Here is a 12314-nt window from a genome sequence, read left to right on the forward strand (position 1 = left end):
GCGCCGGGCAGCAAAATCTACAGCTCGATCATCAGCGGCACCGATCCGGCCAACGTCGGCACCGGTTACGCCAACTACAACGGCACCTCGATGGCCGCGCCGCACGTTGCCGGTTCGATGGCAGTGTTGATGGAACGCTTCCCGTACATGACCGGCGCGCAAGTCGCCAGCGTCTTGCGCACTACCGCCACCGACCTCGGCGCGCCGGGCATCGACGCGTTGTACGGCTGGGGCATGATCAACCTGGGCAAAGGCATCGACGGCCCGGCAATGTTCGTCACCGAGCAAGACGTGCCTGAAGAATTCCGCATTCAGGGCGCCTACGGTTCCAGCCAGTTCGTCGCAGACCTGCCGGGCATCGGCGCGATCATCGACGCCGGCAAACCCACCGAACGCGTGTGCAACGACGTGCACTGCGGGCTCGACACCTGGCGCAACGACATTTCCGGCCACGGCGGCCTGACCAAACAAGGCATCGGCACCCTCGTGCTGACTGGCGCCAATACCTACAGCGGCCCGACGCTGGTCAATCAGGGACGCCTGGCGATCAACGGTTCACTGGCCTCGGCGGTCACCGTCAATGACAGCGGCATCCTTGGCGGCAATGGCCGGATTGGCGCACTGACCGCGAAAAGCGGCGGCACCGTCGCGCCGGGCAATTCCATCGGCACCTTGCAAGTGGCCGGCGACGTAGTCTTCGAGCCAGGCTCGACCTACGCCGTGGAACTGTCGCCGACCAGCAGCGATTCGATTGTCGCCGGCGGCTCGGCCACGGTCAGCGGCGCCACGGTCAGCCTGTCGCTGGAAAACAGCCCGACGCTGCTCAGCGCTACCGAAGCGCAAAGCCTGCTCGGCCAGCAGTACAACATCCTGCAAGCGGCCGGCGGCATCCAGGGCCAATTCGCTGCGGTGGTGCCGAACTACCTGTTTATCGGTGGTGCGCTCGACTACACGGCGACCGGCGTGCAACTCGCGGTTGAACGTAACGCCACGTCCTTCAGCGCCGTCGGCCAGACCCCGAACCAACGCGCCGTCGCCGCTGCCGCCGAGCAGTTGGGCGCGGGTAATGCGCTGTACGAAACCCTGCTGCTGGCGCCGAATGCCGCGGTTGCGCAACAAGCGTTCCAGCAACTGTCGGGCGAGATTCACCCGGCGATCAGCAACATGCTGATCAACGACAGCCGCTACCTGCGCGACGCCGTCAGCGCACGTTTGCAAGAACGTGACCTGTACGACGCCGGCGCGCCGACCGATGACAACAGCAACCTGTGGGTGAAAGTCCTCGGTGCCTGGGGCAAAAGCGATGGCGGCAATGAAAACGCCAGTTCCACCAGTTCCATTGGCGGCTTGCTGGTCGGTGGCGATGGCTTGATTGCGCCCGATACGCGCCTCGGTTTTGTCACTGGTTACAGCGACAGTTCGATCAGCATGGGCGACGGCACGCATTCCTCGGCCGACGTCGACAGCTACCACTTGGGCGCGTACCTGGGGCATGAAATTGATGCCCTGCGCCTCAGCGTCGGCGCTGCGTACAGCTGGCATCGCATCGATTCCAAACGCGATCTGCAATTCGCCGAGGTCAGCGGCAAGCAGAAAAACAAACGCGATGCGAGCACTGCGCAAGTGTTCACCGAAGCGGCGTATCGCCTCGACCTGCAACCCTTGGCGCTGGAACCGTTCGCCAAACTGGCTTACGTGCATCTGAACAGCGACAGCTTCACCGAAAAGGGTGATGCCGCGGCGCTCAAGGGAGGTGAAGACAATCGCGATGCGGTGCTGTCGACCCTCGGCTTGCGCGCGAGCAAAGCGATTGCCTTGTCCGATCAGAAGCAACTCGAACTGTCCGGCAGCCTCGGCTGGCAGCACAACCTGAGCAGCGTCGATTCCGATCAGCATCTGGCCTTCGCCAATTCGGCGGGCAACAGCGGCTTCAACGTGCAGAGCGTATCGCTGGATCGCGACGCGGCGGTCGTCGGCCTGCGCGCCGGACTTGCGTTGAACAACACGACGCGGGTCAACCTCGATTACAACGGCCTGCTTGGCTCCAACGAAAAGGACCACGGCGTCGGTCTGACCCTGGACTGGCAGTTCTGATCTGACGCAAGGAAGCAGACAACATGGGATTGTTTGATTACAAAAACGCCGGCGGCAGCGCCGGCAAGGAGTTGTACAACGACGCCATCGCGCTGACGTTGTACGCCTACACGCCGACCGGCCAACCTTTGCCGGCCAGCGCCTGGGCGCCAATTGGCGCAACGGCGTTGGGCTATCACGGCAAGGTCGGGACACAAGGCACGTTCTTTGGCGAGAAGGACGGCTTCACCAGCGCCGAAGCCGAAGTGCTCGGCAAGTACGACGCCGCCGGCAAGTTGATCGGCCTCGGCGTGGCGTTTCGCGGCACCGGTGGCCTGGGCTATGGCGACACCTTCGGTGACTTGAAAAACAATCTGCTGGCCGCCATCGGCCCGGTGGATTACGCGAAGAACTACGCGAAAAACGCCTTCGACGGATTGCTAAAAGATGTCGCGGCGTTTGCTGTCGCCCATGGCATCGGCGCCAAAGACGTGCTGGTCAGCGGCCACAGCCTCGGCGGTTTGGGCGTCAACAGTGTGGCCGAGTTGAGTGGTGACAACTGGGGCGGGTTCTTCAAGGAAGCCAATTACGTGGCATTCGCTTCGCCGACGCAAAGTGCCAATGTAATGAACATCGGTTATGAAAATGATCCGGTGTTTCGGGCGCTCGACGGCACCACGTTCAGCAGCGGCTCGCTGGGCAAGCACGATGGTTATCAGGCGTCGGCGACCAACAACATCGTCAACTTCAATGACCATTACGCGTCCACCGCGCAGAACCTGGCGCCGTTCAGCATTCTCAATCCGCTGAGCTGGTCGGCGCACGGTTCGCTGGGTTATGCCGATGGCTTGAATCGGGTGATCGATTCGGCGTTCTACAACCTGACCAGCAAGGATTCGACGCTGATCGTTTCCAATCTGCAGCAGGATTCGCGCGGCAAGACCTGGGTCGAGGACTTGGGCCGCAGCGGCGAGCCGCACACCGGCAGCACGTTCATTATCGGCACCGACAGCAGCGATTTGCTCAAGGGCGGCGCCGGCAATGACTTCATCGAGGGGCGTGATGGCGACGATCGTTTTCGCGATGACGGCGGCTATAACATTTTGCTCGGCGGCAAGGGCCACAACACTTTTGAACTGCAAAAACCGTTGCAGAACTTCAGTTTCGCCAATGACGGCGACGGCAAGCTGTACGTGCGCGACGCTTACGGCGGCATCAGCCTGACGCGCGACATCGGCGCGCTGGTGAGCAAGGAGCCGGGTGCGTGGTTTGGCAGCAAGGACGTCACCCACACCGTCAGCGCCAACGGCTTGCTCAACGGCACGGCGTTGACCCACTACAACCATTCACTGAATGGCGACGCCTACGGCAATACGCTGGCGGCGACGCAGGACGGTGACTGGCTGTTCGGCAATGCCGGCAACGACCTGCTGCGCAGCGACAAAAGCCACGTGACCTTCGTCGGTGGCGCCGGCAATGACGTGATGCACGCGGGCGCCGGCAACAACACGTTTCTGTTCAGCGGGGCCTTTGGTTTTGACACGATCAACGGTTATCAGGGCAGCGACAAATTGGTCTTTATCGGCGTGCAGGGCGCGGGGCAGGGCTATGACTACACCCAGCATGCCGCGCAGACCGGGCAGGACACGCTGCTCAAAGTCGGCGATTTTGCCGTGACGCTGGTTGGCGTCGGGCTCGATCACCTGTCCGCTTCGAGTTTTACCTTTGCATAAGGATAAGGACTGCACGCACTGAAATGCTCCGGAGCGCCTCGTCCCAGAGGCGCTTTGGCTGTGAGCTATCTCTGACAATTCCAACAAAAGAGAGGCAATAGCAATGGGTGTTTTCGATTACAAGAACTTCAGCACAGCCGAATCCAAGGCGTTGTTCAGCGATGCCATGGCCATAACGCTGTATTCCTATCACAACCTCGATAACGGTTTTGCCACCGGTTACCAGCACAACGGTTTCGGCCTCGGCTTGCCGGCCACGCTGGTCGCCGCGTTGATTGGCGGCACCGATTCGCAAGGGGTGATTCCCGGCATTCCGTGGAATCCCGATTCGGAAAAACTCGCACTGGAAGCCGTGAAAAAGGCCGGTTGGACGCCCCTTACCGCCGCGCAGTTGGGCTACGACGGCAAGACTGACGCGCGGGGCACCTTCTACGGCGAGAAGGCCGGATACACCAGCGCTCAGGTGGAAATTCTCGGCAAGTACGACGCGCAAGGGCATCTCGGCGAGATCGGGATTTCCTTTCGCGGCACCAGCGGGCCTCGGGAAATCCTCATCGGTGATTCCATCGCTGACGCCATCAGCGACCTGCTGGCAGCCTTTGGTCCCAAGGATTACGCAAAAAATTACGCCGGCGAAGCGTTTGGCAAACTGCTCGGCAACGTCGCCGCGTTTGCCGGCGCCCATGGCTTGTCCGGCAAGGACGTGCTGGTCAGCGGCCATAGCCTCGGCGGTCTGGCGGTCAACAGCCTGGCGGATTTGAGCAGCAACAAGTGGTCGGGTTTCTTCCAGGATTCGAACTACATCGCCTACGCTTCACCGACCCAGAGCAGCACCGACAAAGTGCTCAACGTCGGCTACGAAAACGACCCGGTGTTTCGCGTCCTCGACGGTTCGACCTTCACTTCGGCATCGCTCGGCGTGCACGACGCGGCCAAGGTTTCGGCGACCGACAATATCGTCAGTTTCAACGATCACTACGCCTCGACGGCGTGGAACGTGCTGCCGTTTTCCATCCTCAATGTGCCGACCTGGATCTCGCATTTGCCGAGCGCCTATGGCGACGGCATGAACCGCGTGATCGACTCGAAGTTCTACGACCTGACCAACAGGGATTCGACGATTATTGTCGCCAATCTGTCCGATCCGGCGCGTGCTAACACTTGGGTGCAAGACCTCAATCGCAACGCGGAAACGCACAAGGGCAGCACATTGATCATCGGCAGCGACGGCAATGATTTGCTCCAGGGCGGCAAGGGCAACGACTACCTCGAAGGGCGCGACGGCAACGACATCTTCCGCGACGGCGGTGGCTACAACATCGTGCTCGGCGGCAAGGGCAGCAACGTGCTCGACCTGCAGCAATCGGTGAAAAACTTCACGTTCGCCAATGACGGCGTCGGCAATCTGTACGTGAAGGATGCGAGCGGCGGGATCAGCATCACCCGCGACATTGGCACCGTGATCACCAAGGAGCCGGCGTTTCTCTGGGGCGTGTTCAAGGACGACGTCAGCCATAGCGTGACGGCGGATGGTTTGAAGGTCGGCGGCAATCTCACGCAATACGCTTCGACGGTGAAGGGCGGGGCGGGCGCCGACACGTTGACCGCGAAGGCCAGCGGCGACTGGGTGTTCGGGCTCGATGGCAACGACCATTTGATGGGCGGCAAGGGCAATGACGTGTTTGTCGGCGGCGCCGGTAATGACCTGATGGAGGCTGGCGGCGGGGTTAATACGTTTCTGTTCAGCGGGGCATTTGGCCAGGACCGGGTGGTCGGGTATCAGGCGACTGACAAGCTGGTGTTCCTCGGCGTGCAGGGCGTGACACCGGACGACAACTTCCGCGCGCATGCGTCGGCGGTCGGCCAGGACACGCTGCTGAAATTCGGGGGTGATTCGGTGACGCTGGTCGGGGTGGGACTGGAGAGTTTGACCGGCGCCGGGATTGTGATTGTTTGACAGGGCCTCTTCGCGGGCAAGCCTCGCTCCTACAGGGATTACGCGATCCCCTGTAGGAGCGAGGCTTGCCCGCGAAGGCGTCATTCCAGCCACCATCAATTCAAAGATGTGCAACCGCCATCGCGCTGATTGCGTGACTCGCCCGCCATTTTCTGACTCAAAACACCTGCACTAAAGCGTCCGCCGACTTTTTCGTTAACGGAGTGCGGACATTGAGTAAAAGGAGATGGGTCACGTGAGTAACAGCAAGAGGATTGTCTGGGGTTTGGCATTGGCCGTGTTATCGGCGAGCGCCGCTGCGGATTTGCCTCACAGCTCGATTTTGAGCCGTTATGGCATGACGCCAGATGAATTGCCAAAACCGCCAGCCATCGAAACCAAACCCGTTGCTGAAGAGAAAAGCCTGTTTCAGGTTCAGCCGGAACAGCCTTGGGCGACGATGCGCATTGGCAACGGGAATTTGCCGGAAGTGACGGGCAACATCAGCATCGACAATTCGGTGCGACAGGAATATGAGCGGTGCCACAAGCTGCGCGCGGAGATGATCAAGCGTGGCGATCGATATGTCGTGTGCGACAGCGCCATGCCGGGGATGCCATAGATTTGCAGTGAATTGACGGGCCTCTTCGCGGGCAAGCCTCGCTCCTGCAGGGATTACGCGATCCCCTGTAGGAGCGAGGCTTGCCCGCGAAGAACGATAACGCGGTCTTAGTCTTCCTCGCGAACCGTCGCAACCTCGTCAGCCTTGACCTTCACTTTCGCCCCGGAAATATCCTCGAACTCATAGAAGCCGTCCTTGGTTTCAGTTTTCGGCATGTCCTTGGTCAAATACTGGGTGCCGTTCTGCAGGGTCACGACGGTTGGCGTCGAGCAACCGGCCAGGGCCAGGAAGGCCGCTACTGCCAATGGCAGGCCCAGGGTTTTGATGTTCATAGTCACCTCTCATGCTGCTTTGAAAAATCAATGTGACTGTCTTCAGTCATCACTGCTGTGCTGAATATTGCTGCTTTGCTCAATATTGCTCTATGGCGGTTGGTGCCGTTGATCGGCATAAAGTTCGATGGCGCGGCGAAAAATACTCGATTAGCTGCGCCACCCATCTTTTTCCGTTTGCACCGGCAGGGCATGGCTGGTATCTGTACGCATAACCAGTACTCGCTCGCCATGGCCCATTTTCCTGTGACTGCAAACCTGCTCGACGATCCGTTCTACTACTTGAACAACTTCATGCAAGTGCTTGATTGGCTTGAGCATCGTTATGCCGACGTGCTGAGTGTAGAGGAACAACGCTTTATCGGTGAGTTCAATCAGCTGCCGCGTGAGTCGCGCGCGCTGCTGGTGCGCATGGTCATGCGCAAAGGCCTGCATTTTCGCGCTGGCAAATTGCACTACGTCGAAATCGGCGACATCGCCATGGCCGCCGCGCCGTTGCTGCAATTGGGCTGGATCGATGAGCAATCGCCGCTATTAATAGAAGAGGTGTTTGGCGTATTGCTCAAAGCCGAAATCCTCCAGTGCCTGGGCCATGCCATCGAGCAACCGAAAGGCAAGAAGACCGATTGGCTGCCGCTGCTCAGCGAACAGTTTCCCGAACCGCGCAGCTTCCAGCACTGGTGCCCGACGCTGGGTGATCGGCTGTTCAGCCTGACGATCATGAATCTGTGTGACCGCTTGCGCCTGATGTTCTTCGGCAATCTTTATCAGGATTGGTCAGAGTTCGTGCTGGCCGACCTCGGCATCTTCACCTACGAAAAAGTCGAATTCTGCGCTGAATCCCGCGGGTTGCGCAGCCGCGAAGACGTTGATGCCTGCGTGTTCCTGCACGACTGCCAGCAACGCTTCGAGGCGGGCGAAGAGGTCGCGGCGGTGGTCGAGCAGATCAACGCTGTGGCGCTGAGCAACCCGTGGCTGCAACGTCGGCGCGGCAAGTTGCTGTTCCAGATCGGCCAGTATTGTGAGCGGATGGCCGATTTCGCCAACGCGCTGATCATCTATCGCGACTGCGCCTACCCCGGCGCGCGTCTGCGGCTGATCCGCGTATTGGAGCGCTGCGGCGAGTATGCGTTGGCGCTGGAACTGGCGACGGTCGCCGGGCAAGCACCGGAAAGTGCCGCCGAACAGCAGAAACTCCTTCGCGTGCTGCCACGGCTGCGGCGCAAACTCGGCGGGCCGCCGATCAAACGCGCCAGCGCTCGGGCGATGCAGCGCCTCGACTTGCAACTGCCGCGCAGCGATCTGGGCCTGTCCGTCGAGTATTACGTGCAGGCGCACTTGGCCGAAGCGGCGGCGCCGGTGCATTACGTCGAGAACAGCCTGATCAATTCACTGTTTGGCTTGCTGTGCTGGCCGGCGATTTTCGCGCCGTTGCCGGGAGCGTTTTTCCACCCGTTCCAGCGCGGACCGGTGGACCTGCTCAATGAAGACTTCCACGATCGCCGCGCCGAACTGTTCCAAGCCTGTTTTGCCGAACTGGATGACGGCCGTTACCGCCAGACCATTCGCGAACGGTACGCCGGCAAGTGGGGCGTGCAGTCGCCGTTCGTGTTCTGGGGCGCGTTGAGCGAGGAATTGCTCGATCAAGCGCTGGACTGCCTGCCCGCCGAGCACCTCAAACACTGGTTCAGCCGTTTGCTGCTCGACATCAAGGCCAATCGCGCCGGCATGCCTGACCTGATCCAGTTTTGGCCGCAGGACAAGACCTATCGCATGATCGAGGTCAAAGGCCCGGGCGATCGCCTGCAAGACAACCAATTGCGCTGGCTCGAGTTCTGCCACGAACACCAGATGCCGATTGCCGTGTGTTACGTGCAATGGGCGGAGCAGAGCGCTTGAGCTACAGCATCGCGGTGCGGGCGCTGTGTGAATTCACCGCCAAGGTCGGCGACCTCGATTTGCGCTTCACTCCGTCACCGACCGCGCTCGAAGGCATCGTCGGCCATCGCACCGTGGCCTCACGCCGCAGCGACCACTACCAAAGCGAAGTTGCGCTGCTCGGCCACTATCAATCGTTGACGGTAAAGGGCAGGGCGGACGGCTACGATCCGACGCAAAACTGCCTGGAAGAAGTCAAAACCTATCGCGGCGACCTGAGCAAACAACCGGCCAACCACCGCCAGTTGCACTGGGCTCAGGCAAAAATCTACGGCTGGCTGATGTGCCAGAAGCTCGATCTGGCGCAGATCAACGTCGCGCTGGTGTATTTCGACATCATCAGCGAGAAGGAAACCTGTCTGGTCGAGGGTTACCGCGCCGAAGAACTCAAGGTGTTCTTCGAGCAACACTGCCAGTTGTTTTTGCATTGGGCCGAGCAGGAAATGGCCCATCGCGAGGCGCGCAACCACGCCGCGCAAGGGTTGAAGTTTCCGCATGCCGGGTTCCGTCCGGGCCAGCGGCATCTGGCTGAATCGGTGTTCAAAGCCGTGAGCACCGGGCGCTGCCTGATGGCGCAAGCGCCGACCGGGATCGGCAAAACCGTCGGCACGCTGTTTCCAATGCTCAAGGCGTTAGCGCCGCAGCAACTGGACAAGGTGTTCTTCCTCACGGCGAAAACCCCGGGACGCAAACTGGCACTCGACGCTGCGCAAGTGATCCTCGACAGCGCCGATGCGCCGCCGCTGCGGATTCTCGAGATGATCGCCCGTGACAAGTCCTGCGAACACCCGGACAAGGCCTGCCACGGCGAATCCTGCCCGTTGGCCCAAGGCTTTTACGACCGTTTGCCCGGCGCACGGCAGGCCGCCAGTCGCTTGAGCCTGTTGAACCAAAGCGCATTGCGCGATGTGGCGTTGCAGCACAACGTTTGCCCGTATTACCTCAGCCAGGAGATGGCGCGTTGGGCGGACGTGGTGGTCGCGGACTACAACTATTACTTCGATTTCAGCGCATTGCTCTTCGGTTTGGCCCAAGCCAATAACTGGCGCGTCGCGGTGCTGGTGGACGAGGCGCACAACCTGGTGGAACGCGGCCGGCAGATGTACAGCGCCAGCCTCGATCAGGCGACTCTGAATAACGTGCGCAAAACTGCGCCGGAACCGTTGAAGAAATCCCTGCAACGGGTCAACCGCGAATGGAATGCCCTGCATGAACCGCAACTCAGCCCGTATCAGGCCTACGACCGCGCGCCGGAAAAACTCCTGCAAGCCTTGTCGTCCTGCAGCGCGAGCATCGGCGATTACCTGAATGATCATCCGCAAGGCCTCGACAGCGCTTTGCAGAATTTCTACTTCGATATGTTGCAGTTTGGCCGGGTCGCCGAGCTGTTCGACGAGCAGTATTTGTTCGACATCAGCAAACGCGACCTCGAGCGCAAGCGCAATCTGTCGACCCTGTGCCTGCGCAACGTGGTGCCCGCCGGGTTCATTCGCCCACGCTTGACGGCGGCGCGCAGCACGGTGCTGTTTTCCGCGACGCTGAGCCCGCGCAATTACTACGCCGACCTGCTCGGCACGCCGCCGAATACTGTGTGCATCGACGTTGAATCGCCGTTTCATGCCGACCAATTGCACGTCAGCATCGTCAGCCGCATCTCTACGCGTTTCGTCCACCGGCAAGCCTCGCTGGAACCGATTGTCGAGCTGATCGCCCGGCAATTCAGCGAACGCCCCGGCAACTACCTGGCGTTTTTCAGCAGCTTCGATTATTTGCAGCAAGTGGCGCAGTTACTCGCCGAGCGCCACCCGCAGATCAACTTGTGGTCGCAATCGCGCGGCATGGCCGAAACCCAGCGCCAGGAGTTTCTCGACCAGTTCACCACGCATAGCCAAGGCGTGGGTTTCGCGGTGCTGGGCGGGGCGTTTGGGGAAGGCATTGATTTGCCCGGCGCGCGGCTGATCGGTGCGTTTATTGCGACGTTGGGCCTGGCGCAACTGAACCCGATCAACGAGCAGATGAAACACCGCATGGCCGCGATTTTCGGCGCCGGTTACGACTACACCTATCTCTATCCAGGCGTGCAAAAAGTCGTGCAAGCGGCCGGGCGGGTGATCCGCACGCAACAGGATCAAGGCGTGGTGATGCTGATCGATGATCGTTTTGGCGAGAGCAAGGTCAAACAGCTGTTGCCACGCTGGTGGTCGGTGCAGTCCGCGTAATCAAAGACTCGACCTCAATGCTGGCCATTTGGCCGGTTTTGCTGTGACCCTCGCGCCAACCGCGACTTCCAAGGCCTGAATTTGTATCTTTTTAAATGTGCGGTTTATCGCATACTTCGTGAAACAAAAAAGTCGGGATGGATCAATGAGCGGTGATCGGACAAAAACCAGCGTTATCGAGGACAGCCGATTTCGTCTGTTGATCGATGCCGTGGTGGATTACGCGATCTACATGATCGACCCCGATGGCATCATCACCAGTTGGAACGCCGGGGCCAGACGCTTCAAGGGCTACGAGGAAACGGAGATTCTCGGCGAGCATTTCTCGCGGTTTTATACCGAGCCCGATCGGCATGCCGGGTTACCGCAGCGCGCGCTCGACACCGCGCGCAATGAAGGGCGCTTTGAGGGTGAAGGCTGGCGCGTGCGCAAGGACGGCACACACTTCTGGTCTCACGTGGTCATCGACCCGATTCTTGATTCGTCGGGCGTGTTGCTGGGTTACGCAAAGATCACCCGCGACCTCACCGACCGCAAGATGGCTGAAGAAACCCTCAAACAGAGCGAGCATCAGTTTCGCTTGCTGGTGCAGAGCGTCACCGATTACGCCATCTATATGCTCGACGCCAGCGGTCGCCTGACCAACTGGAACCTCGGCGCCCAGCGCATCAAGGGCTACCGCCCCGAAGAAGTGATCGGCCAGCACTTTTCGATGTTCTATACCCCCGACGACCGCGAGGCTGGCGAACCGCAACGAGCACTGGAAACCGCTGCGCGCGAAGGCCGCTTCGAAAACAAGGCCTGGCGTCTGCGCAAGGACGGCACGCAGTTTTTCGCGCATGTGGTGGTCGACCCGATCTGGGGCGAAACCGGCACTTTGCTCGGTTTTGCGAAGATTACCCGCGACATCACTGAAGTGACCCAGGCCCAGCACGCGCTGGAGCAAACCCGCGAAGCGTTGTTCCAGGCGCAGAAGATGCAGGCCATCGGTCAGCTCAGCGGCGGCATCGCGCATGACTTCAATAACCTGCTGACGGTGATCCTCGGCAATCTGGAAATCGTCCGCAAACGCGTCGGTGAAGACCCGAAAATCGTGCGTCTGCTGGAAAACGCCACTCAAGGCGCGATGCGCGGCGTGTCCCTGACTCAGCGCATGCTCGCGTTCGCCCGGCGCCAGGAGCTGAAAACCGAAGCGGTGGAGATTCCGGCGTTGATTCAGGGGATTACCGGCCTGTTGCGCAGCTCGCTCGGGCCTGCGGTGAAACTGCAAACGCGTTTCGCCGCCGACCTCGAACCGGCGGCAGCGGACGTCAATCAACTGGAATTGGCCGTGCTCAATCTCGCGACTAATGCCCGCGACGCAATGCCCGATGGCGGCAGAATTGTCATCGGCGCGCGGACCGAAGAGATCAGCGATCCGGCGATATCCTCGCTGCCGGCCGGTCGTTACGTGTGCCTGAG

The 12314-nt window shown here is 60.4% G+C and carries 9 protein-coding genes; 7 read left to right on the forward strand and 2 right to left on the reverse strand.

The window, feature by feature from the left end; all coding sequences use genetic code 11:
- From BI292_RS05115 to BI292_RS05130, 4 genes are all read left to right on the forward strand, one after another.
- A partial coding sequence (locus tag BI292_RS05115) for an autotransporter domain-containing protein (protein ID WP_101207198.1) occupies window positions 1-2094 on the forward strand: 2094 nt, incomplete at its 5' end.
- A 23-nt stretch (window positions 2095-2117) separates the two neighbouring features.
- The gene (locus tag BI292_RS05120) at window positions 2118-3806 is read left to right on the forward strand and encodes a polyurethanase (protein ID WP_101207199.1); all 1689 of its coding nucleotides are present in this window, start codon (window positions 2118-2120) and stop codon (window positions 3804-3806) included.
- A gap of 103 nt (window positions 3807-3909) precedes the next feature.
- Window positions 3910-5763: a polyurethanase gene (locus BI292_RS05125; RefSeq protein ID WP_101207200.1), complete on the forward strand. Its 1854-nt coding sequence runs from the start codon at window positions 3910-3912 to the stop codon at window positions 5761-5763.
- 226 nt (window positions 5764-5989) lie between these two features.
- Complete coding sequence (locus BI292_RS05130; protein ID WP_101207201.1) at window positions 5990-6364, forward strand: hypothetical protein; 375 nt, start codon at window positions 5990-5992, stop codon at window positions 6362-6364.
- Between the two features lie 107 nt (window positions 6365-6471).
- On the opposite strand, the gene BI292_RS05135 is transcribed toward BI292_RS05130, so the two are convergent.
- Window positions 6472-6696: a YgdI/YgdR family lipoprotein gene (locus tag BI292_RS05135; RefSeq protein WP_092281092.1), complete on the reverse strand. Its 225-nt coding sequence runs from the start codon at window positions 6694-6696 to the stop codon at window positions 6472-6474.
- A gap of 2 nt (window positions 6697-6698) precedes the next feature.
- Window positions 6699-6929, reverse strand: a complete 231-nt coding sequence (locus BI292_RS05140) for a hypothetical protein (RefSeq protein WP_101207202.1) — start codon at window positions 6927-6929, stop codon at window positions 6699-6701.
- Between BI292_RS05140 and BI292_RS05145 the strand changes: the two genes are divergently transcribed.
- The 3 genes from BI292_RS05145 to BI292_RS05155 all read left to right on the forward strand — a co-directional run.
- Window positions 6928-8595: a VRR-NUC domain-containing protein gene (locus tag BI292_RS05145; protein ID WP_101207203.1), complete on the forward strand. Its 1668-nt coding sequence runs from the start codon at window positions 6928-6930 to the stop codon at window positions 8593-8595. The two genes, BI292_RS05140 and BI292_RS05145, sit on opposite strands and share 2 nt — an antisense overlap.
- Window positions 8592-10853 carry an ATP-dependent DNA helicase gene (locus BI292_RS05150; RefSeq protein ID WP_101207204.1) on the forward strand — a complete coding sequence of 754 codons (2262 nt, stop codon included), beginning with the start codon at window positions 8592-8594 and terminating at the stop codon, window positions 10851-10853. The genes BI292_RS05145 and BI292_RS05150 overlap by 4 nt, the downstream gene beginning before the upstream one ends.
- Before the next feature lie 145 nt (window positions 10854-10998).
- The coding region (locus BI292_RS05155; protein WP_101207205.1) for a PAS domain-containing sensor histidine kinase at window positions 10999-12314 on the forward strand (1316 nt) is incomplete at its 3' end.

Source organism: Pseudomonas sp. 43NM1 (assembly GCF_002836905.1).
Taxonomy (GTDB): domain Bacteria; phylum Pseudomonadota; class Gammaproteobacteria; order Pseudomonadales; family Pseudomonadaceae; genus Aquipseudomonas; species Aquipseudomonas prosekii.